The sequence below is a fragment of the Pedobacter soli genome (genome assembly GCF_900101435.1).
Lineage (GTDB): Bacteria > Bacteroidota > Bacteroidia > Sphingobacteriales > Sphingobacteriaceae > Pedobacter > Pedobacter soli.
Map to the genome: position 1 here is coordinate 46,545 of NZ_FMZH01000018.1, position 24,212 is coordinate 70,756.

Below are 24,212 nucleotides of genomic sequence, written 5' to 3' on the forward strand. Positions count from 1 at the left end.
TCTTTACCGTTATGAAAATCCTGAAGTCATTTTTCCAGTTGCGCCATAATCTTAAATCAGTACTTTTTTATACCTGCTTATCTCTTTTGATAGGTAGCAGCAGCTCGGTATTTGCCCAGCAATCGCTGATCCGCTATGTACAACCTTTTTCAGGTACCTCGACCAGTACCACACTGGCCAGTCAGCATGTAGAAGCCAAAAGTGAGCAGCTGGCCAATACCATTCCTGCCGTTGCCCCACCTTTTAGCATGACGCAATGGACTCCTCAAACACAGCTTTCGGAAAAAAAATGCCTTGCCCCCTATTATTACAACAATAAGCAGTTTTACGGCATCAGGGCCAGCCATTGGATTAGCGGTTCGTGCACGCAGGATTACGGCAGTTTTACCATTATGCCCATTTCGGGTAAGCTTAAAACCCGTGCGACCGATTACGCTACCAGTTATACCCATGAGGGTGAAATTGCAACCCCCGCTTATTACAAAGCTAATCTACCCGAATATAACCTATTGACCGAAGCCACCGCAACACTGCGTTGTGGCCTGATTAAAATTACCGCGCAAAAAGCAGATAGTGTTTACCTTTTAATTACCCCAAACAGCGATCAGGCTAAAGGCTATATTAAAATTGACCGCCAGAAAGGTGAAATTTCAGGTTACAACCCCGTTCATCGCATTTATCAGGGCTGGGGCCAGCCTGCCGGTTTTAGTGGTTATTTCTTTATCCGCATTAAAAAGAATTTCTCCATCAGTGGCGTGTTCAGCGAGAGCCGGGTATCTGCAGATCAAAGCATCGAAAACCAGAAAGACCTGGGAGCTTACCTCGGTTTTAAAATGCAAAAAGGCGAAACCATCAGCATTTACGCCGGGACTTCTTTTACCAGTATAGCCGCAGCAAAGCTTAACCTCGAAAAAGAAATTAATGCCACCAGTTTCGAAACAGTTGTGGCCAAAACAAGCCAGGCTTGGGAACAATCACTTGGTCAGGTTAAGATTAATGATCCTGGTGAAAAAAATAAGCGGATTTTCTACACCGCACTTTACCATGCGCAGCAACATCCGCGTTTATTTAACGATGTAGACGGTGGATATCCGGCATTTGCTGGCAATTATACCAGAAAAGTAATGCAAAAAGGTAATTATTACGATGATTTCTCCATGTGGGATATTTACCGTGCGCAATTACCCTTAATGGAATTGTTAAACCCCGGTCTGGTTGGCGATTTTGCAAGTGCTTTGGTATTAAAGGGGCAGCAAGGAGGCTGGTTACCTATATTTCCTTGTTGGAACAGTTATACCGCAGCCATGATTGGCGATCATGCCACTGCTTTTCTCGCCTCGGCCTATAACAAGGGCATCCGCGGTTTCGATGTGAATGAAGCCTACCGCCTGATGCGGCAAAATGCATTTCAAATGCCCGATTCGGCTACTTACCTTCAGGGCAAGGGCCGCCGTGCCATTAACAGCTACCTTAAATATGGTTATATTCCGATGGAGGATGCTGTTGTTAATGCTTTCCATACCAAAGAGCAGGTAAGCCGTACGCTAGAGTATGCTTATGATGATTATGCCCTGGCCACCGTGGCCAAAAACCTGGGCAAAAAGGCAGATTATGAAGCCCTGATGAAAAGGGCGCTAAACTATAAAAATGTATTTGATACGGCTGTGGGCATGGTACGGGGCAGATTTGAAAACGGTACTTGGTATAGCCCTTTTCATGCCGACCACCGCGAGCCCTACATTACAGAAGGTACGCCGCGGCAATATACTTTTTATGTGCCACAGGATATGCCCGGATTGATTAAACTGATGGGTGGAGCAAAAAAACTCGAAAATGAGCTGGATTCCTTATTTGCTAAAAAAGAATACTGGCATGGCAATGAGCCCGGGCATCAGATTCCGTTTTTATACAATTACACGGCATCGCCACGCAAAACACAGCAACAGGTTAGCCGTATTTTGGAAGAGGAATATAGCGATGGCCCCGGAGGTTTGAGCGGCAACGATGATGCCGGCCAGATGTCGGCCTGGTATGTATTTGCAGCACTCGGTTTTTATCCGGTCGATCCTGTCTCAGGCGTTTACCAGATTACCAGTCCGTTGTTTAGCCAAAGCAGCATTACTTTTAAAAACGGTAAAACATTGCTGATTAAAACACAGAGGGAAACCAAAAATGCTAATTATATAACACGGATTACATTAAACGGAAAGCAGTTGAGTAAAAATGAAATTACCCATCAGCAACTGATTAATGGTGGTAGTTTGATTTTTTACATGGGTGAGTAATGCGAATGTATTAATGCAGTTTTCTATAGATAGATCGTCATTGCGAGGAGGAACGACGAAGCAATCTTTCATGCTAGCGATTCTTACTGTAAAGATTGCTTCGGCGGCTGAAAAAGCCTTCTCGCAATGACGATCCGTTTAGAGCTGATAATTTATTTATAATACGCTCTCGTCTTAATATTTAACCATTTTTAACGCCTAATTATTCGAACATCCAATAATCAATCAGGTGATTTATCCAAAAATCAGCCAAAATAACCCGATTTTTCTTTACCCTTCCTTTACCTGTTCTTTACCCTTTCTTGGTACCAAGTTAACCCCTTCCTTACCCTTTGGTTACCTTTTCTCTACCTTTTGGTTACCTATTCTTTACCTTTTGGTTACCTCCTGGTTACCCTGGCGTTACCCTTTTGTCACCTAAAAAGTAGCGTAAAGGCGGTTTTTGGGTAAAAGCTAAAGCATACTATACTTTAGCTGCCTGCAAGTTGGTAGCAATGGTTGTTATTGCAGGGGTCAGGCTGTCTAGCTTTGCCAAGGTACAGGCCATCTATTGCAATTCCCCTTTTACTAATCGTCATTGCCAGCTTGACTGGCAATCTCAATATAGCAAAAGAACCATTAAGAATTGTTTGGGCAGGTCCTTCGACAGGCTCCTTTAGATTTGCATAATTAAATTTATTGGATATTTAAATTGAGAAGAAGCAGGGTGAACTATGACTAGGCTCCGAGTTAATACCTCATATCCTGATGAAGCCCCTGCTTCTTTTCTTCAACTTTAAACTCAAATAGAAATTCGGGCTAGAGACCCATTATTAAGGAGTTGAGTAGAGTTGAAGTTCTCAATTAATAAACTTTCACTACAAAACTATGCAAAATCAGACAATTATTGGTATTGATGTTAGCAGTGCTACATTAGATATTCATGTAAGTGGTAAGGGGGGGGGAAATCTTTCGTGATCAAAAATGAAGAGGCAGCAATCCGTAAGTTTTTTAATGTCTATAAACTAGAATGCCTACTTATTGGGATAGAAAATACAGGGCGTTATAATTGGGCTTTATATGAAGTATTAAAAAATCTTCATCACCAGGTCTATGTGGTCTCACCGCTGCACTTAAAAAAGAGCATGGGGTTGGTACGAGGTAAAACCGATAAGATTGATGCGATAAGAATAGCCGCTTTCATTTCGAAGAACCATGCTGATTTACCCCGATGGAAACCCTCATCACCAGCGATTCAAAAGCTAAAAATTCTGCTTACCGAACGTAATGCCCGCATTAAATCTAAAAGACAGCTTCTTAAACAACAATACGATTATGCTAAGATGAAGCATGTTGGTTTGGACAAATCTCTGCAAAGACTTAATAGAGAGCAATTACACTTGATTGATCGCCAGATTGTTCAGATTGAAAAGGAAATAGAACTGCTTATCAAAACAGATGAAAGGATGGATCAGCAGGCAAAACTTATACGTTCCGTTCCTGGAGTTGGAAAGGTGCTATCCTGGATGATATTGGCAAAAACTGAAAATTTTACAACGATTACCGATCCACGTAAGATGGCTTGTTACAGCGGTGTTGTACCTTTTGCATATCAATCGGGAACCTCCATTAGAGGAAAGAACAGGATATCAAGCTATGCAGATAAGGTAATTAAATCCATTCTTCACCTGGCTGCTATGAGTGCAATCCGCTTAAAAAATGACCTGAGAGAATATTACCAGAGAAAAGTAGCTGAGGGGAAAAATAAAATGAGTGCTTTGAACGCTGTAAGAAACAAAATCATCCACAGAATATTTGCAGTAATAAAAAACCAAACCATCTATAAAAATGATTTGGTTTTATCATAGAAATCAGGATGACAATTCTATTTCTGACATCGCAGTAAAACCGGTCTTAAATTACCCATAAAATTGTCGCATACTACCACGCTTAAAACCAGTTTTTCATCCCACCTTTGTTATAGCCCGGGCAACATGGGCGGTGGAGCAGCAACCATTACAAAAAACGGGCGAACCGAAAAGCCAGATGAGTAGAAAATAAAAAAAATAATGTTATGTCAACCAATAAAGTTTCATTGCACAGGGTGATTAAAGCATCGCCTGAAAAAGTTTACAAAGCCTTTACCGAAGCATTAGCCATTGCATCGTGGTTACCACCATACGGTTTTCTTTGTACTGTACACCATATGGACGTAAAGGAAGGTGGCAGTTTTAAAATGTCGTTTCATAATTTCACTACCGGTAATGGTCACTCTTTTGGCGGCGAATATCTGGAGGTTAAACCCAATGCATTTTTAAAATATACAGATAAGTTCGATGATCCAAATTTACCAGGAGTAATGACTACTTCGATCTGGCTGGAAAAAACAATGGTGGGTACCGATTTGAAAGTATTGCAGGAAGGTATTCCGGAAATGATCCCTGCTGAGATGTGCTACCTGGGCTGGCAGGAATCTTTAGAAAAACTGACTAAGCTGGTAGAGCCTAATATTCCGGATGCTTAACAAAAAATCGTCATTTCGACTGAAGTGTAGCGGAATGGAGAAATCTATTAAGTGAGGTCAGATGTTACCATCTGACCTTAAATAATTTTTACATTTTTTAATGGTCCTTCGACAGGCTCAGGATGACAGACTATGTTAGTGTCGCGGGTTACTAAAAATCCCCTACAACCTCACCATTTCTCCAGTTTTAACCGATTCATCGCAAGCGAAGGCAATCTTTAAACTGTTAACAGCATCTTCTGTTGGCCGGGTCAGATCAATATCTTCCAGTATGGCTTTTAAGAAGAAGCGCTGTTCGCGGTTGCAAAGTTCCTGGTGGTCGGGTTCATCGCTGAGGTCGATCCATTCATCCGCTTTTGCAAATTCATCCGCTTCGTTTAAAGTAGCATGATGCACTTTTATCGATTCGGTTTTGGTGTGGGCATCAATATTATCTGAATTGCCTGCAGCACCCGCAGCTTTAGCTACGATAGATACCGCACCTTTTGGGCCGAAAACATCTTTAATAAAAAAGGCGTTGTCACTCACCATCGGCCCCCAGCCAGCTTCGTACCAACCTACCGAGCCATCTTCGAAACGGATCTGTAACTGCCCATAATTGTAATTCCATTCAGGCACTTCATCCGTTAAGCGCGCACCAATGGCACTCACTTGTACCGGTTTCGATCCTGTCATCTGGCACATCACATCAATATAATGCACGGCACAATCTACAATGGGGCTCAGGCTTTTCATCAGGTTGCGGTGTACTGTCCATTTAGGGCCATGGCTTTGCTGGTTCAGATTCATCCGCATCACCAGTGGTTTCCCCATATCTTTAGATAGTTCGATAAACTTTTCCCAGGAAGGATGGTAACGTAAAATATAACCTACCAAAAGCTTTTTACCTGCCTTTTTAGCGGCTTCGGCAACGCGTTGGGCGCCTTCAACGGTATCGGCCAATGGTTTTTCGATAAACACATGGCAACCGCTCTCAAAAGATTTTACAGCATAGGCTTCGTGCGTATCGGGGTATGTTGAAATGCATACGGCATCGGGTTGGGTAGCAGCCAGGGCTTCGTAAAAATCGCTGAACAGCGGATAACCTCCACCTAGTTTTTCGTTCAGTACGTTTTTACTGTTACCGGTAGAAACCAATCCACAGATTTCGAAGCCATCTAAAATGTGATAAGCCACGGCATGGGATGCCCCCATATTGCCACAGCCTACCACCAATACTTTTATATTGTTCTGTTTTAAACTCATTATTTCAGGTTATACCCCAAGACTCCAGCCTTTGCGGTATTCGCGTTTTACAAACTGGTTTACTTCATCAAAATTGGTTACGCGCATATTTTGCTTATCCCAAAGCATTTTAATGTCCCTGCCCGGGAAAGTATACCCCTTACCATCAGCCTTAGCACGTTGTACATCGATACCCCGAATGGCTAGATTGGCAATTAAAAGGGTTTCGGTAAGCGGTCCGGCTATTTCGAAAGGCGAGCTCAACTCTATTTTACCGTAACCGGCAATAGCGGCTTCGGCCCATTGGGTATAATGTCCTGCTACATCGCCCGGTACACGCGGCGCTTTAGGTTTGGTACGGTCGCTTGCATTTTTGGTTAACGGCAATAGCCTTGGGTTGGCGCCATAGGTATCGCAAATCATTTTACCGCGTGTGCCAATAAACAAGGTACCGTTATCGCCGAACGATTCGTTTGGCAACATTTCTTCGGGACGCTCAGGTTTAATACCACCGTCCATCCAATGCATTTGCAAATTTCCTTTTGTTTTTTTCGTTTTATCGAAAGTCATAATTACATGGCTCGAAGGCGGACAGCTTTCAGGGAAATAACCGCGCTTAAACTCATCCACATACACACTGCCTACGCTACACTCAACACTGGTTGGGGTATCGAGCTCTAATATCCGGAAAGGTGGTTCAACCAAATGGCAGCCCATATCGCCTATGGCACCTGTTCCATAATCCCACCAGCCGCGCCAGTTAAAAGGTACCAGTTTATCTACATAAGGTTTAAATGGCGCACTGCCCAACCATAAGTCCCAATCCAATTCTGCAGGGATATTACCACCTGTGGCCGGCCAGGAAATACCTTGCGGCCATACCGGGCGATCGGTCCAGCAATAAACGGTGTGTACTTTACCAATTAACCCGGCATCCAGCCAGTCTTTCAGTTTGCGTACCCCTTCTCCAGATGCTCCCTGGTTACCCATTTGCGTAACTACCTGATATTTCTTTGCCGCTTCGGTAAGCATTCGGGCTTCGTAAATATCGTGGGTTAACGGCTTTTGTACATATACGTGTTTGCCCAGTTGCATAGCAGCCATGGCTTGCATGGCATGGTTATGATCTGGCGTTGAAATGACTACGCCATCAATGTTTTTGGATTCTTTATCCAGCATCTGGCGGTAATCTTTATAATATTTGGCTTTAGGAAAACGTTTTACCGAATTGGCCGCACGTCTGTCGTCTACATCGCATAGAAAAGCGATATCAGATTTTCCTCCTTTAAATACACCGGTTAAATCGCTTTCGCCTTTACCGCCAACACCAATACCGGCTACCTGCAACCTGTCGCTTGGCGCCAGATAACCTTTGCCCAGCACATGGCGTGGTACAATCATAAAACCAGCTGCCGCAAGGGCAGTGGTTTTAATAAAATTTCTTCTCGAACTATCGGCAGCTGAATCTTTTACTTCTTCAGTCATAAATATTGATTTGTTTATTTCTTCTTATTAAGTTCTTTAATCCTGATGTTTCTGAATTCTACCGGTGAGCCGTGACCTAAGAAACCAATATGCCCGCTATCGCGTAACAAACCCGGATGTGGTTTATGATCTGCAGCACCATTTTTTCTTGCTTCGGTAATATCAGCATCCAGAATTACAGTTCCGTTTAAAATTACTTTTATTTTCGGACCATTTACAACAACTTCTTCATAATTCCATTCGCCTACGGGTTTTAAAAATCCTCTTTTGGCTGGAATGGTACCGTAAATAGAACCGTGGTACTGGTACACATGCAAATCTTTGTAAATAGGTGCTTCGTTGTCTAAAATCTGAAGTTCCATGCCCTCGTAAGCAGCATCGCCCTCAAAAGGAGCCCTGATACCTAAACCGTTGTTGGCACCCGGGGTTAATTTAAACTCGAAACGATATATAAAATCGCTGAATTCATCCTTGGTAAATAAGTTACCACCTGATCCTTTACCTGGTTTTGGTCTGATGGCAATATTGCCGTCTTCGATAATGTAATCGGTGGTGTTACCGGTCCAGCTATGCATGTTGGTACCATCGAACAATATTTTATAGCCTTCCTTTTTCTCTTGCGCACTTAACTCAAAAGGTTTTGGTCTTGGTATTTCCCTGATAAAAATATCGCGGTAAGCTACCGGCGATCCATGCGCCTGCAATTCGATTTGCTCTTCGGCAAAAATAGGCAGGTTTTTATCCCAGTAATTCTCAAGCACAACATTATCGGTTACCAGTTGTCCGTTCAGATACACGGTAACACGGTCGCCATGCATTAAAATCCTGAAGGTATTCCATTCATCCAGTTTGTTATCGGCCACTACCAATGGTTTGCTTGGGTTTACCCTGTTGTTGTACAAACCACCTGAGCCTACCTCGGCACCTACTTTTACACGGGCATTATCCCAGATTTGTACCTGTGGTGTACCGCGAAGGTAAATACCGGCATCGCCCTCTCCTTTTTTATCGTCGATAATTTTCCAATCTACCAGCATTTCAAAATCTCCGTATTTTTTTACGGTGGCCAGGTTGTTGCCATGGCTTTGAAACTGCAGTTCGCCATTAATCACTTTCCAGCTGTCTCTCATTTCAGCATCGGCTTTGGCCTGCTCAGTAGCCAGCGTAGCGGCATCCATTTTAGCCCTTTTAATCGGATCGGCAACCAGACCTTTCCAGCCTGTTAAATCAGTACCATTAAATACTGAAACAAAGCCTTCGCCCGCTTTCATTTCTGCCAGGTACTTGCGTAAGCCTTCTTTCTGGTATTCGGCATCGGCACCTTTTAACACCTCAATGGTTTTATTAATCAGGTCTTTTACAATGGTACCACTGTATTTTCCGGCCATAACCACATTCATTACTGTAGTGGCAGCGGCTTGTTGCAGTTGTGCATTATCAAGGTATTTACCTGCAAAAACCAGGGTATTGAAAGTTTTGGCCTGATCGGCAGATCTCAAAATCTCCTGCTGCTGTTGCGTGGTTTTGGCTACAGCCATGGCATTGCGCAACATTAACAATTTTTGTTCTGGAGCAGCATTTGAAGTATTAATCAACCTTAAGTAACCCGCAAGCGCCTGATTCAAATAATCCGTATTGGTGGTGGTACGTGCTATTTTAATCAGCTCATCAGCCGATCCGCTATCGTTCCATGATGATAAAGCCTGTAACGCGGCGTTTTTATCGGCTTCGCTACCATTACTGAAAGCTGTTGAAACAGCTGATAAGGCTTTTTTTCCACCCAGGCTCGCCAATATTTTATAATACAATTGCTTTTTCTCGGCTGTAGCAGCATCCATTTGTTTTAAAATGGCATCTACCTGAGCATCGTTCCCTCCTTTTACAGCCGAAATAATGGCATCCTGTACACTTACCAGTTCTGCCTGATCGGCAGTTTCATTTAACAAAGTAAACAACTGAGGCAAATCCTGTGCATTTACAGTTGTTGATAAAGCCTTGAAAGCCGCACTTTTAACTTCAGGTTTTTTATTTTTAAGCAGGCTGTAAATGGCTGGCAACTCACTGTGCGCTGCACGGGCCGCCAGTACATTAATTAATGCCACCTGAGCAGCTGGTTTAGCTTTTGGAATAAAGGCTGCTACCTGAGTAGTTACTCCATTGCCTTTCATTCTCAGCAAAGCATTGCTGTAGGCATTTAATGTTGCGGTATCAGCCTTAGCCATCGATTTGAGTAAAGTAGCTAACGCAGTCTCCTGCCCGATACTTCCGGTAGCTTCAATCGCCGCTAACTTTACACTTTCATCTTTACTGTTTATGAGTTTGCTTACTGCCGGTAATGCAGTTTGTACTTTAGCCTGAGCCAGCATTTTAATAATGGCTACTTGTGTTTCGGCATCGGCTTTAGCCAGTTTACTTAGCCAGGTATCGGCTGTACCTTTACCGGCAAGCAAATTGGCAGTTGCAAATTTCAGGGCAGCTGCGCGGTATTGGAAATTCGGGTCGTTTAAGGCAGTTAACAAATAATCGGGCTCCGTTGCTGATATTATTTTTAGTGCAGCGGTACGGGTATGTACCAAATCGTCGCCTTTTGCTTTTTCTAATATTTCTTTCGCAATGCTTGTAGCCAATGCTTTATCGGTTAACATCAGGTTATTGGCATAAACGATGTAAGCATCAACGGCATTGGTATTTTCGGGTTTAAAGCCTACGTTGTTGGCACTATTGGCCAGCACTGTTTTCGAAGCCGGATCGGCAATGTTAGCGAGTGCATACAGGCAAACTTTGGCCACATCGCTGCTCATTTTCCCAGCAAAAAGGTTCTGGATGGCTGCAGCTGCTTTTTTAGAATGGCTGTGTCCCAAGGCGTCTACAATAGCCAGTTGTGCTTTACCACTTGTTGCTGGCAAAGCAGCCAGTAAAGCAGCGGTAGCATTTTCGGTGTTAATTTTGGCAAGAGATCTCGCTGCCGGATCGGCAAGTACTTCATCTTTTAAATAAGGTGCAATACAATCAATAGCGGCATCATTACCCACCAACTCGAACTGACTGATTACAAAAGCTTTGTTCGGGTTATCGCTCAATTTAGCCAGCGCCTTGCAATAGGCAGCAGCACTCATTTTACGCAGGTTTTCTTGTCCGGTTTGACTCACGTAAGCCGAAAATCCGCTCACAGCATATTCAATTACAGCATTTTCTTTAGCTCCCGGGGCTAAGCCACCAACCAGGGTTACATAGCCTTCTTCGCCTAAATCGGCAATTTCCTGCATATTTCTTTTCAGCTGTTTGCCATCACGTGCAGGCAGCTGGGCCAGCAAGTCGGCAATACGGGTAGTTGTGGTACGCTGGTCGGTTTTATCTTGTGCATATATCGCCTGTTGCAACATCACAATAGCCAACAGCGCAAATATTAATTTCTTGATCATTGTTATCAATTAAAAATTGTTGTAGAATTTGGTTGAGGTGAACTATATGGTGAATGGTGCGCGCATAACCGGGTTAATCAGTTTATTAGCTGCTTCATCGTCAATAAACTCCTGTTTTACCGGATCGAATTTTAACGAGCGCCCCAGGCGGAGTGCTGCCAAACCAATATTTACGATATTACAAGAGCGGTGTCCGTTCTGTTCATTCAGGGCAAATTGCTGTCTGGTTTTTACCGAGGTAACAAAATCCGTCATTTGTGGTGCCGGATCAGGGAATGCAGCCAGTTTACGTTCCAAATCCGGAATATCGGATTTAAAGCCTGGATATAGCTTTCCTTTTGGTCCTTCTATATAAGGCACATTGGCATCTTTACCTTCGCCATCTAAAATAATCTGACAACCATCTGCATAGGTATAGGTAATCCTTCTCCAGGTACCTACTGCATCACTATGCTGCTGTGGGGCATCAACCTCAACCGAAATCGGGCTGGTATCGTCTTTACCCAAAAAGTATTGAATCGGGTCGATATAATGCTGGCCCATATCACTTAAACCACCACCATCGTAATCCCAATATCCACGGAAAGTACCATGTACACGGTGGGTGCTGTACGGTTTAAATGGCGCCGGGCCTAACCAGGAATTGTAATCCAATTCAGCCGGTACAGGCTCTACAGGTAAATTTTCTTTACCTACCCAGTAAAATTTCCAATCGTAACCGGTATGCTTACTTACAGTAACTTTTAAAGGCCAGCCTAACAAGCCACTATCTACCAGTTTTTTAATGGGTTTTACGGTAGTCCCCATTCCATAAAAAGTATCTTTAAACCTGAACCAGGTATTTAAACGGAACATACGGCCATGTTGCTGTACGGCTTCCATTACCCTTTTACCTTCGCCGATGGTATGGGTCATGGGTTTTTCGCACCAGATATCTTTGCCGGCATTGGCCGCATCAATAGCCATGGTACCGTGCCAGTGCGGCGGGGTAGCAATATGTACGATATCTACTTCGGGTAGTTTCAATAATTCGCGGTAATCGCTAAAGGTTTTTACGCCTTTATCCAGCATTGGCAACGACTTGGCAATATGCCTTGTATCCACATCACAAATAGCAACTACCTGCGTGCCATCGTAAGTAAAATGCCCTCTTCCCATGCTCCCAACACCTATAACCGCTTTGGTTAACTTATCGCTGGGCGCAATAAAGCCTTGTCCGCCCAATACATAACGGGGCACAATGGTAAAGGCAGCAAGGCCAACTGCCGTTTTTTTAATAAAATCTCTTCTGGAGTTTGTTTGTGGTTCTTCTTTAGTTTTCATTTTGGTTGTTGTGTAGAAATAAACTTATCTGACGGTTCAGTTTAAAATTAGTAGCAATGCATTATACTTTTTTCAAAACAGGGTATAGGGGGCACTAACTAGCATATTTGGTTAGTTAATGTTAGGAAGAAATTGTTAAAAAGACAAAACATCGTTTATTTCTTTACGTATGAAAAAAACTTTTATAAAATTTTAATAGAAGTTCTATATATTTAGCCAAACTGAACCAAATATCCATGAATCTTAACCTATTAAATAACATATCTAACCATGAAGGGAATAAAAGGCTAATTCAGAAATATGAGCTGATTAAATACCTTTTCAGCATGGGCCCTTCGCCGGTTTCGGCATTATGCGATATGATGAATATGAGTACACCCAGTATTTTGAAACTCATTGGCAGTTTAACAGATGAAGGCTGGATAGAGAAGAAAGGTTATGGCGTATCAATGGGTGGCAGGAAACCGGATCTTTATCGTTTAAAGGATAAAAAAATCCTGATTGTTTGTATCGATATCGAGCTTTTCCACACTAAAATAGCCATCATGGATAACAATTACAATTTCATATTTGGCCCCAGAACCATCGCACTCCCCATCTCAAAAAGCCGGGCCGATTTCTTCCACATTTTAAATACACATTTACAGGAAATTCTTGAATCGCAAAATATCTCTACAAATGAACTGATTGGCTGCAGTGTGGGTATGCCTGGCCTGATTGATGCTGTACGGGGAGAGAATTACAGCTATTTTCTAAACGATGTAGAAAACATTTCGTTAACTGCTGCTTTTGAAAATATGCTGAAGTTGCCGGTAGTGATACAGAATGATGTAAACGGCTCTACCATGGCCGAATCTACGCATGGCATGGCCAAAGGAAAAAAAAACGCACTTATTTTACTGATGGATTGGGGCGTTGGGTTGGGCATCATCATGGATGGTAAATTGAGGCCCGGGGCCTGTGGCTTTTCCGGCGAACTGGGACATATCCCCTTTGTAGAAAATGGCGATCTGTGCTACTGTGGCAAACACGGCTGCCTGGAAACCATTGCATCTGGCAATGCCCTATCAGAAATGGCCAAAAAAGGGATTTTATCGGGCAAAAACTCCATGCTGAATAAACTCAGTAACGAAGAACTCGAAAGGATAGAACCTGCCGTTATCATTGCTGCTGCAAACAAAGGCGATCAATATGCAATTCAGTTGCTTTCCAATATTGGTACACATATGGGCAAAGGTATTGCCATGCTTATTCAACTGTTTAATCCCGAACTGATTATCTTAAGCGGAAAAATTGCAGAAGCAAAGCAATACATAACCTTACCCATGCAACAGGCCATTAATACCTATTGTATGACCCAAATCAGAGAAAAAACAACCATTGTATCGTCAGAACTGGGTGAAAATTCACGATTGATGGGCTATGCGACAACAGGTATTGGCCAGTTTCTGGAGAACCATATTAAACAAGCTAAAACATCCAGGTTAAAACAAATGGCTTAATTGGTTTTTCCGGTCTGGTTCTGATTATAGCGCAATTCCAGCATTAAAATTACCCCAGCCAAAGCGGTCGTTAAAAAAACGCCCTCTAGCACCCATAATTTCTTTTTTCGCTTAAAGCCTTTATAAAAACTATTCAGGGCAATTACCCCCAATGCACCCAATTCAATGTTCCGCTGCATTTTTTTTTCAGGATCATTGTTTTTCATTAAAGTTAACCGCAATAACTGATCTATAAAACCAATATTTTCGGAAACACCTTTTCTAATCTGCCTGCGGCTCGCTGTAGCACCCAGTTTTTTTGTTGCAGCTTGTAATCCGGTAGTGGTAAGTTCGGTAATCACGTGTCTTTGAGTATCTTTTTTTTCCATATCTTTCATTTGTCTTATTATTTCTAACCTGATCGCCGACAGATAGTTTTAGTTAAATTCAGAAAGCGAATTTTACTGCACATATTTTTTTACCAGATAAATTACGTAACTTTATTATTACAACATTTTTTGTATAAATAATCCTATTTAAAAAAACCTCTTGGCTATATTTTTCGTAGGTAAGATCTAATTAACCAAACACAGCAAAAACATCATTTTCTAATGGATGAATCGCAGCCATCTGGTTTATAAACCAGCCTTCTTAACCCATTAGCAACTTTAAATGCTTGCTTTTGTAAAAATTTATTCAATAAAAAAAGTTACAATATGATGCTCCATCCCAAAAACAGCTCTTTTGTACAGCCACTGATTCAATTCTTTGAACAGTATTATCCTGTTTCTGAACCATTGATTGCCGACTATGAAAAACATTGTTCGCTGGTTACGGTTAGAAAAAACAAACACATTGTTTCGCCGATTGACAGTAACGCGGCCCTATATTTTGTAAAAAGCGGGATCGTTCGCGGATTTGTTAAAGACGGCACGAAAGATATTACCACCTGGTTCAGTTTCGGTAATAACATTGTTGGCGCCATCCGCCATCCCGATCACAAAGCCTATCATTCGGTAGAATATCTTCAGGCACTGGAAGAATGCGAACTGATCCGGATACCTTATACTTTAATTGATGCCACCTACGCCAAATACGAAGAAGCCAACGTAATTGGCCGCAAACTTTTGGCCTTACATTATTATGCAGCTTCAGAAAGATCGATCCTGGCCAGAATTCCAAATGCATTACGGCGCTACCGCACGCTCGAAGAAAGCAAAAAAATAGACATGAGCAGGATTCCGCAACGTTACCTGGCCAGTTATCTGGGTATGCGCCTCGAAACCCTGAGCCGCATCAGGAGCAAAGAACTGCATAAGGAAACTCAGGTTGTTCCCACTCCCCTGGCAGAAGGAATTTAAAAGACCTTTTATTGTTGGAAATAAATAATCGTTATAATGACGATTATTTATTATTTTAGTGGAATCAATCTGCTAAACCAAATATAAAAGCCAATGATTATTTTTTACCGTACGGCGGCCTGTCTCATCTGCATGCTCCTCTCCATCGGTCTTTGTGCGCAACAAAAACGGCAACCCCGCGAAAAAGACATGGCTGCCTACCTGATGGTGTATTTTAAAGACGATACACATGGTTTGTACATGGCCCTGAGTAAAGATGGCTACAGCTTTACCGATGTAAACCAGGCCAAACCCGTTATTGCCGGCGATACTATAGCTGAGCAAAAAGGTATTCGCGATCCGCACATTTACCGCGGTCCGGATGGTATGTTTTACATGGCTTTAACCGATTTACACATTTACGGCCAAAAGGCCGGTTACCGCAACACTGAATGGGAACGCGATGGCAAAGCTTATGGCTGGGGCAATAACCGCGGGCTGGTGCTCATGAAATCGAAAGATCTCATCCATTGGTCGCACCGGGTTTTACGCGTAGACCAATCTTTCCCCGAATTGGCCGATATTGGCTGTGCCTGGGCTCCTGAACTCATTTTCGACGAAAAAGAAAATAAGCTGATGATTTATTTTACCATGCGTTTTGCCAATGGTAAAGACAAGCTTTATTATGCTTACATGGATAAAGATTTTACCAAATTCGAATCGCAACCTAAGCTACTTTTTCAATACCCTAAAGATGTATCTTATATCGATGCCGATATTACCAAAGTTGGCGATCGTTTCCACATGTTTTATGTTCCGCATGATGGCACCTCGGGTGTTAAACAAGCGGTTTCCTCATCTATCAATAAAGATTATGAGTACGACGATCGCTGGTATGATCCCGAAAAAGTAGGCTGTGAAGCCCCGACGGTTTACAAACGCATTGGCGAAAACAAATGGGTGCTCATTTACGATATCTACCGCATTACACCACACAATTTTGGCTTTAGCGAAACCAGCGACTTTACCAATTTCACCAACCTGGGGCGTTTTAACGAAGGCGTAATGAAATCGACCAATTTCTCTTCGCCCAAACACGGTGCAGTAATACACCTCACCAAAAAAGAAGCCACAGCACTGGCCCGCAACTGGAATTTAGACATGAAATTTTAACGAATCAGCTCAAACAGATGAATAAACGATTATTGCCACTCGCCATTCTTTTACTCCTTGCCGTAAATGTATTCGCACTGAAAAAAAATGAACCGGACTCTGCATACCTTTTTGCATACAATACAAATGGGTTACGCTTTGCCTGGAGTTTGGATAAGCAACACTGGACGCCGGTTGGCAATAATTACATCTTTTTAAAAAGCGATTACGGGCGTTGGGGTAGCGAAAAGAAAATGATCAGTCCCTATCTCATCCAGGGGAAAAATAAACAATGGATTTGTGCCTGGAGCTTAAATAACCAAGCCATGCAGTTTGCCACTGCCCAATCGGCTAATCTGATTAACTGGAAACCACAAAGCTATCCATACGTAGCAGGTGGCAAAAATGTATTGCGACCAGTAATTAGCTATAATGCGGGTACTGATGAATATACCCTCATATATACCGATGCTGAAGGAAAATATTTCGAAGTAAAATCTAAAGATTTAAGTCATTACACCTCCGCAAAGCCTGTAACCGCATCGGCCTATCGTAATGCAAGTACTGCAATTAATATGGATGGTAAACAGGATGGACAAATGTTCTATCTGCCCTGGAGCGATATTTTAGCCTTGAAAAAAGCCTTCGAACTGCAGGACTATAAAAGTAAACAGAATGCAGAGCAAGCTAAAGATGATGCTTTCCGTTTCAGTGGCTTAAAGCAGGTGACGGCCAAAATAGCTTTCGAGCCTGAAAAAGCAAAAGCCATCAGTAATATGCTTACGGGTGTTTTTTTCGAAGATTTAAACTATGCTGCCGACGGCGGACTTTATGCAGAACTGATCCAAAACCGTGATTTTGAATATCACCCGCTCGACAAAGGTTTTAACGACAAAAACTGGAACAGTACTTATGCCTGGACAATAACAGGTGCCAGTTTGAAAATCGATTCGGTTTCGCCAATTCACCCTAACAATCCACACTACGCAGCGATAAATGCTACTGCTGCAGGTGCTACTTTAAGTAACAGTGGTTTTGACGGTATAGCCCTAAAAAAAGGCGAGGCTTATCTTTTTTCGATGTTTACAAAATTGCTGGATAAACAAAAGTTAAACCTTAAAATAAGGCTTACCAGCGCCAAAGCTGGTATTATTGCACAGGCTACCTTAAAAATTGGTGCTGCAAACTGGCAAAAACAAGCAGTCACCCTCACACCTGGTGCTGATGTTGCAGATGCCAAACTTGAGCTGGTAATCGAAACTCCGGGCCGTTTTGCAGTTGACATGGTTTCTTTATTTCCGCAAAACACCTTTAAAAACCGTAAAAATGGTTTGCGGACCGACCTGGCCGAAACAATTGCTGGCATCAGGCCACGTTTCGTGCGTTTCCCAGGCGGTTGTCTGGCCCATGGCGATGGCATTGCCAATATTTACAAATGGAAAAACTCCATCGGTCCGCTCGAATCGCGCAAACCCGACCGTAACCTTTGGGGCTACCACCAAACCATGGGACTGGGGTATTTTGAATACTTTCAGTTTTGCGAAGATATAGGTGCCGCTCCTGTTCCGGTTATTGCAGCAGGCGTACCTTGCCAGAATTCATCAACAGGTGGTGGCGGACAACAGGGCGGTATTCCAATGAGTGAGATGGATGCTTACATCCAGGATATTATTGACCTGGTTGAATATGCCAATGGCGATATTAAAACCAAATGGGGCAAAAAACGGGCGGAGGCCGGTCACCCAAAACCTTTTAATTTAAAGTACATTGGCATAGGTAACGAAGATCAGATTACCGAAGTATTTGCCGAGCGATTTGCCATGATTTATAAAGCACTGAGAAAAGCTCATCCTGAGATTACCGTTATCGGCACTGCCGGACCATTTTTTGAAGGCAGCGATTACGATGCAGGCTGGCAAATTGCTTCTCATCTAAACGTTCCGATTATTGATGAACACTATTATCAATCGCCGGGTTGGTTTATTAACAATCAGGATTATTACGATAATTACGATCGCAATAAATCAAAAGTTTATCTGGGCGAATATGCAGCAAGTCTTCCCGGCGGAAATAAAACCAATCTGGAAACCTCCTTATCCGAAGCATTATACCTGATTTCGCTTGAGCGGAATGGCGATGTGGTGAGTATGGCTTCTTACGCACCATTGATTGCCAAAGAGGGCCACACGCAATGGAATCCGGATTTAATTTATTTTAACAATACCGAGGTGAAGCCTACTATTGGCTATTATGTACAACAATTATATGGACAGAATGGTGGCGATACTTATATACCCTCTACTGTAGTACTTTCCGCAAATCAGGAAGCAGCTAAGAAAAGGGTAGCCTGCTCAATGGTTAAAGATGCAACAAGCGGCGAAATTACCGTTAAACTGGTTAACCTGCTTCCGGTAGCAGTAAATACCACCTTGGATTTAAATTTGAAACAACAAAGCTTTAAGGCCACCAAAACAGTCCTATCTGGAAACCCTGCCGATAAAAAAGTTTTGCCTGTAAGCAGCAACATCACACTTACCGCCGGGCAACCGCTCGAAATACCGGCTTATTCGTTTACCGTGATTAAATTTAAACCATAAAGATGATTCCCTGACAATCTCTCTTATCAACCCAACCCTAAACAGAATATATTATCGGCGGAACTGTTAAAATAGTTATATTGCAGCGCCAAAAACAATGATTCCTGCTCAAAACGTTAAACGTCAAAAACTAATCTCATTCCTGCTAAAAAAGGAATGCCTGATTGCTATTTACCTTATTCTGGCTATTGTAGCGGGGTATAAACAATACCATCATCACTCGTATAACAATTACCTTATTTTTAAATATGTGTATTGGCATACTACCGATTTACAAAACTTATACCTCAACTACCCCGAATATAACGACAGTAACCATTATGGCCCTGTATTTTCGGTACTCATTGCTCCTTTTGCTTTATTACCCGATGGCGTAGGTTCTATCCTCTGGAACATAGCCAACGTAGCGGTATTACTTTGGGGTATTTACAGTTTGCCACTTAATCTTAAAACGAGATCGGTTATCGCCTGGATTTGCGCCCACGAAACACTTACGGCACTGTTTAGCTTTCAGTTTAACATTGCGCTGACCGGAATTATATTGCTGAGTTTTTCCTATCTCGTTAAAAGGAAAGAAATACAATCGGCCTTTTTTATTGTTTTAGGTACTTTAGTTAAGTTGTACGGCATTGTTGGCTTAGCTTTCTTCTTCTTTACCAAAAACAAGTTGAAATTTATTTTGGCAGGCTTGGCAGCATTCGCTTTACTCTTTGCATTGCCTATGCTTATTTCCTCGCCGGCATTCATTATACAATCTTACAGCGATTGGTATCAATCGCTCGCCCATAAAAATGAGCTAAATGCATCGTTAACTTCTTTTCAGGATATTTCGCTGATGGGCATGGCCAGAAGGATAACGGGTGATGTAACTATTCCGAACATGCCCTTTTTATTGGGTGGGGTAATTTTGTTTGGCTTACCTTATTTAAGGATTGCTCAGTTTAAACATACCGGTTTCAGGTTGATGCTTCTGGCATCTACATTAATCTTTACCGTTATTTTCAGCAGCGGATCAGAATCGCCTACCTATGTTATTGCCTTTGCTGGTGTAGCCATCTGGTTTAGCATTCAGAAAGAGAAAAAAGGCTGGATAATTGCATTGTTTGTCTTCGCTTTTATCCTTACCAGCTTGTCGCCAACCGATATTTTCCCAAGGCCAGTTAAAGAATTTATTCGTCTATATTCACTTAAAGCCCTACCTTGCGTGTTGATTTGGTTTACCATTGTTTACCAAATGATGAAGGAAGATTTTGAGTCTTATCTGATTGCCGATAAATGAAGAAATTAGTTTCTATAGTCATCCCAGCGTATAACGAGGCCGATAATATTTTTGTAATAGCCGAAAGTATTAAAAAGGTTTTTGCTACGCTTAGTTACAATTACGAAATCATTTTGGTTGATGATGGCAGTGCCGACCATACGCTCGAAAAAATAAAAGAATATGCAGCCACGGCCGAAAATGTATTCTTTCTCGAATTTTCTAAAAACTTTGGTCACCAGCTAGCAGTTAAGGCGGGTATGGACCATGCTTTTGGAGATTGTGTAATTTCTATGGATTGCGATATGCAGCATCCGCCGGAACTGATTCCGGAGATGATTGCCAAATGGGAAGCCGGTTATGAGGTAGTGTACACCATCCGCGAAGAAGATAAAAATTTATCTAAAGGTAAAAGAAGCTCATCGAGTCTGTTCTATAAAGTTTTAAACTGGCTTTCAGATATCGATCTGGAACCCGGAGCTGCAGATTTCCGTCTGCTCGATCAGCGAGTGGTTAATGTTTTCCGTAATTTTCACGAAAATGAACCTTTCCTCCGCGGCCTGGTAAAATGGCTGGGCTTTAAGCAATATGCCATTAAATATAATCCTGCAGCACGTTTCTCGGGGCAAAGTAAATACACCTTAAAAAAGATGCTTAGGCTGGCCTTGCATGGTGTTACCTCTTTCAGCATCAAGCCGCTTTACACAGCAGTTTATCTCGGTTTTATCCTGTCTTTTGCCTCTGTGCTCTACGTACCCTATATTATTTACGCATTCGTTAACCATGTTGAGGTTTCGGGCTGGGCATCGGTAATTATGACCATAGTATTTTTCGGGGGGCTACAACTTATTATTTTGGGCATTATAGGCATATATGTAGGTAAGATGTTTATGCAGGCTAAAAACCGTCCCAATTACATTATCCGTTCAACTAATATTAAGCAATAATAAATGGTTCTGTTAAGTTTCGATATCGAAGAGTTCGATATGCCTTTTGAATATGGAAAAACGATTTCTTTTGAAGATCAGATCTCCATTTCGAGGGTAGGGACCATTGCTATTTTAGATCTTTTGGATAAACACCAGGTAAAAGCTACATTTTTCTGCACCGTAACCTTTGCAGAAAATATTCCCGACCTGATCAAAAGAATTGTTGATACCGGTCATGAGTTGGCTTCGCATGGTTATTACCACTCTGATTTTAAGCCTGAACATTTATTGCAATCGAAATTAAAACTCGAAGAACTTTCGGGACAGGAAATTATCGGTTACCGCATGGCGAGGATGATGCCCGTTGATGAACGCGAAGTAGAAAAGGCTGGTTATAGCTATAACTCTTCTATCAACCCCACCTATTTACCGGGACGCTACAATAATTTTCATGTTTCGCGAACCTATTTTAAGCAAAACAATGTATTGCAGCTTCCCGCTTCGGTAAGTCCATGGGTCAGGTTCCCTTTATTCTGGCTATCTTTTCATAACCTTCCTTTGGGTATTTACAAAAGCTTAGCCAAATGGGCATATCAAAAAGATCATTACCTGAACATCTATTTTCACCCATGGGAATTTACCGATCTGAATGATTTTGAACGTTTTGGTTTCCCGGCCTATGTACGCAAAAATACAGGGGAGCAAATGATTGCGCGTATGGACAACTTTATCGCCTATTTAAAAGGCAAACAATATCCATTTGGTACCATTCAGCAGTTTCTTAAACCGCTAATACACGACGTTAAGAAACAACGTTAACTATTTGTAGGTTTCGGCCAGTTTTAAGGCGTTATACGCATTTACAATACCACCACTTACGCAGATCTCGCTAAACAACACGCGAACGTTCTCGCCCTTTTCGTTTTTGTATTTAATTTTATGGGTAACTTTCGATACCGATTTCATAATAATTTCCCTTACCTGTGCTGGTTTCAATTCAGGGTAGTAACTTAAAATTAAACCGGCCAGGCCAGCCACAACCGGCGATGCCATACTCGTTCCGTCAGCCTCTTCGTATTTATTCCCCGGAACAGTTGAGTTGATCAGGAAACCAGGAGCAAAAACATCTACATTGTATTTTCCGTAATTCGAAAAATCGGCTTTCAGGTTATCATCGTCCTTATAGGCACTTGCCCCTACCTCTATCCAGTTTGTTGCATGAGGCAGATTAAATTTAGCCGTATCAACAGGCACGGGTTTTAAAGCCGAAGTTCTGTCGTAGGGAGATCGCATCCCCATGCCCCCATACTGAGCATTAGGTCGCGGTGGAGTAAAATCAGGTTTACTTGCTTTTTTATGTGCTTGTTTATAAGCCTCAGACTCTTTGCTATCAAAAAACTTGTTCGGAAAATTCTCTTCCACATCGTTATCCTGATTATCGTTTCCTGCGGCATGCACCAGTAAAACTCCTTTAGTCTCGGCATATTTCACCGCTTCATCTACAGCTTTTTTATCCCACTTATAACTTTTACCAAAGCTCATGTTAATTACGCGGGCACCATTATCTACTGCATAACGAATACCATTGGCTACGTCTTTATCACGTTCATCGCCTGTTGGCACCACTCTGATGGCCATAATTTTTACCGCGTTGGCTACCCCCAAAATACCCTCCGTATTATTCCGGTCGGCACCAATAATCCCCGAAACGTGTGTACCATGAAAAGCATCGGGCCCTTTTACATCGTTATTTCCGTAATTGCGCTGGTTAGCGTCGTTGTAATCATCGCCCACCAACTCCGCACGCATATCGTATTTAGGGTTCAAATTATACTTAAGCATGGCATCATACTGTTTGTAGCCATCTTTAATGTTTTTATAAAACTTTTCGAAACCACCGTCTTCTTTAGCACCTTTTCTGATAATTGTTTTTACCTGTTCTTCCGTTTCATCATCAGCTTTGTACTGGTCTATGTCGGCTAATGTGGGAATTTCCTTTTTATTGATTTTTGCAACCGAATCTAATACCTTGTTAATGGCAATCAATACCGAAAAAGTATTACTGGCATCTTCGTATTTCTTACCAAAATCGCCAACCATTTTCTTATACAACCTGAACTCTTCCTTTTGCGTACTATCTAAAGGTGTTAAATTGGTAGTAGATTGATATTTGGGCGTGTAGATACGTAATAAACGCACCAATTCGAGGTTATCAAACTCAAGATTTCCTTTTTTAGAGCCTATAAAATTCCAACCATGAATATCATCTATGTAACCATTACCATCATCATCGATCCCATTACCTGGAATTTCCTTTTTATTGGTCCACAGTACGTTTTTTAGGTCTGGGTGACTTGTATCTACCCCACCATCAATTACGGCTACTATAATCTCTTGTTTGGGCTTTTTATCCTTTAATAAATCGCGGTAAGCTTTTTCAGTACTGATACCAAAGTAACCGTTTTCAATTAAGTCGAGATTAAACCAATTGGCCGGGAGCTGTACATTTTTATTCTGTGCGTAAACGGCAAAGTTAACACCGCATAAAAAAGTAAGGAAAGCCAGTTTCTTCAGGTTCAAATTCATCATAGCCATATCTACGTAATATTACAATAATACGGTTTTATTGGCTTGAGCTTAAAAGATTTTACATTTTTTAACAAGCGTAATCAGATGGCTGTTACCTTAGCAAAACAAGCAGGTAAGCATCCACTGTTTTCTTTATCATTAAAGGATTAAGGACATTAAGAAAGATATGCTTCAGTACAAACAACCTTAATTACCTTAACTCCTTAATGGTTTAAAAAAGCTTAGGCTGAAAGACTAAAGTAGCTATTTTTTAGAAGCGCAAAGCCAGTGCTTGTAGCAAAGGTTCCGTCCTGTTGTACGTTGCAATCCTTTTGGAGGCCTTACACAAGCTTTAGTGTGTCTGCTCCAGCTAAAAGGGATTTCCACTGCCATCAGGGCTATTATTAAAAGCTTAAAGTAAAAAGACCAAAGCAGGTATATCCCGTTTTGAAAGGTTAAACCTCGCAGGTTTTTAAATAATAAAAGAAACGAGCTAAACCTGCGAGGTTTTTAAGGACATTAAGAAAAACAACCTTAATTACCTTAACTCCTCCTATGATGAAAATTATGCGTAATGCTATTTAGAGTAGCTGCAAATGGTTCTAGATGTACTAATTTAACTTTTTGCTTTGAATACGGCAAAAG

The 24,212-nt window shown here is 41.9% G+C and carries 16 protein-coding genes; 10 read left to right on the plus strand and 6 right to left on the minus strand.

Annotation, left to right across the window (positions count from 1 at the left end):
* The first annotated feature begins 11 nt into the window (after positions 1-11).
* The 3 genes from BLR37_RS23525 to BLR37_RS23535 all read left to right on the plus strand — a co-directional run bounded on the left by BLR37_RS23525 (position 12) and on the right by BLR37_RS23535 (position 4,788).
* Positions 12-2,285: a GH92 family glycosyl hydrolase gene (locus BLR37_RS23525; RefSeq protein ID WP_090772974.1), complete on the plus strand. Its 2,274-nt coding sequence runs from the start codon at positions 12-14 to the stop codon at positions 2,283-2,285.
* Positions 2,286-3,238: 953 nt separating this feature from the next.
* The gene (locus BLR37_RS23530; protein WP_090772977.1) at positions 3,239-4,132 is read left to right on the plus strand and encodes an IS110 family RNA-guided transposase; all 894 of its coding nucleotides are present in this window, start codon (positions 3,239-3,241) and stop codon (positions 4,130-4,132) included.
* Positions 4,133-4,338: 206 nt separating this feature from the next.
* The gene (locus BLR37_RS23535) at positions 4,339-4,788 is read left to right on the plus strand and encodes an SRPBCC family protein (protein WP_039474563.1); all 450 of its coding nucleotides are present in this window, start codon (positions 4,339-4,341) and stop codon (positions 4,786-4,788) included.
* Positions 4,789-4,950: 162 nt separating this feature from the next.
* On the opposite strand, the gene BLR37_RS23540 is transcribed toward BLR37_RS23535, so the two are convergent.
* Genes BLR37_RS23540 through BLR37_RS23555 form a run of 4 tightly spaced genes read right to left on the minus strand, consistent with a single transcriptional unit; the run spans position 4,951 to position 12,242 of the window.
* On the minus strand, positions 4,951-6,033 hold the full coding sequence (locus tag BLR37_RS23540) for a Gfo/Idh/MocA family protein (protein ID WP_090772979.1): 1,083 nt from the start codon (positions 6,031-6,033) through the stop codon (positions 4,951-4,953).
* Positions 6,034-6,042: 9 nt separating this feature from the next.
* The gene (locus tag BLR37_RS23545) at positions 6,043-7,497 is read right to left on the minus strand and encodes a Gfo/Idh/MocA family protein (protein WP_039474567.1); all 1,455 of its coding nucleotides are present in this window, start codon (positions 7,495-7,497) and stop codon (positions 6,043-6,045) included.
* Positions 7,498-7,511: 14 nt separating this feature from the next.
* Positions 7,512-10,919: a 3-keto-alpha-glucoside-1,2-lyase-like domain-containing protein gene (locus BLR37_RS23550; RefSeq protein WP_090772981.1), complete on the minus strand. Its 3,408-nt coding sequence runs from the start codon at positions 10,917-10,919 to the stop codon at positions 7,512-7,514.
* 42 nt (positions 10,920-10,961) lie between these two features.
* Positions 10,962-12,242 (minus strand): Gfo/Idh/MocA family oxidoreductase, encoded by a 1,281-nt coding sequence (locus BLR37_RS23555; RefSeq protein ID WP_090772983.1) that lies wholly within the window; start codon positions 12,240-12,242, stop codon positions 10,962-10,964.
* Between the two features lie 236 nt (positions 12,243-12,478).
* Here BLR37_RS23555 and BLR37_RS23560 point away from each other — a divergent pair, with 236 nt between their 5' ends.
* The gene (locus BLR37_RS23560) at positions 12,479-13,744 is read left to right on the plus strand and encodes an ROK family protein (protein WP_090772985.1); all 1,266 of its coding nucleotides are present in this window, start codon (positions 12,479-12,481) and stop codon (positions 13,742-13,744) included.
* Here the strand turns inward: BLR37_RS23560 and BLR37_RS23565 are convergent.
* Positions 13,741-14,112, minus strand: a complete 372-nt coding sequence (locus BLR37_RS23565; RefSeq protein WP_143009660.1) for a hypothetical protein — start codon at positions 14,110-14,112, stop codon at positions 13,741-13,743. The two genes, BLR37_RS23560 and BLR37_RS23565, sit on opposite strands and share 4 nt — an antisense overlap.
* A 327-nt stretch (positions 14,113-14,439) precedes the next feature.
* On the opposite strand from BLR37_RS23565, the gene BLR37_RS23570 reads away from it, so the two are divergent.
* The 6 genes from BLR37_RS23570 (at position 14,440) to BLR37_RS23595 (ending at position 21,818) form a co-directional block, all read left to right on the plus strand.
* Positions 14,440-15,084 (plus strand): Crp/Fnr family transcriptional regulator, encoded by a 645-nt coding sequence (locus tag BLR37_RS23570; protein ID WP_039474575.1) that lies wholly within the window; start codon positions 14,440-14,442, stop codon positions 15,082-15,084.
* Positions 15,085-15,177: 93 nt separating this feature from the next.
* Positions 15,178-16,236, plus strand: a complete 1,059-nt coding sequence (locus BLR37_RS23575) for a glycoside hydrolase family 43 protein (RefSeq protein ID WP_143009661.1) — start codon at positions 15,178-15,180, stop codon at positions 16,234-16,236.
* Between the two features lie 17 nt (positions 16,237-16,253).
* Positions 16,254-18,812: an alpha-L-arabinofuranosidase C-terminal domain-containing protein gene (locus BLR37_RS23580; protein WP_090772991.1), complete on the plus strand. Its 2,559-nt coding sequence runs from the start codon at positions 16,254-16,256 to the stop codon at positions 18,810-18,812.
* A 97-nt stretch (positions 18,813-18,909) separates the two neighbouring features.
* Positions 18,910-20,091, plus strand: a complete 1,182-nt coding sequence (locus tag BLR37_RS23585; RefSeq protein ID WP_090772993.1) for a glycosyltransferase family 87 protein — start codon at positions 18,910-18,912, stop codon at positions 20,089-20,091.
* Positions 20,088-21,017 (plus strand): glycosyltransferase family 2 protein, encoded by a 930-nt coding sequence (locus BLR37_RS23590; protein WP_090772995.1) that lies wholly within the window; start codon positions 20,088-20,090, stop codon positions 21,015-21,017. The genes BLR37_RS23585 and BLR37_RS23590 overlap by 4 nt, the downstream gene beginning before the upstream one ends.
* A gap of 3 nt (positions 21,018-21,020) precedes the next feature.
* A complete protein-coding gene (locus BLR37_RS23595; RefSeq protein ID WP_090772997.1) occupies positions 21,021-21,818 on the plus strand; it encodes a polysaccharide deacetylase family protein in 798 nt (265 codons plus the stop codon).
* Here BLR37_RS23595 and BLR37_RS23600 read toward each other — a convergent pair whose 3' ends face one another.
* Complete coding sequence (locus BLR37_RS23600) at positions 21,819-23,585, minus strand: S8 family peptidase (protein ID WP_167356672.1); 1,767 nt, start codon at positions 23,583-23,585, stop codon at positions 21,819-21,821. It lies immediately after the preceding gene.
* Positions 23,586-24,212 lie beyond the last annotated feature (627 nt).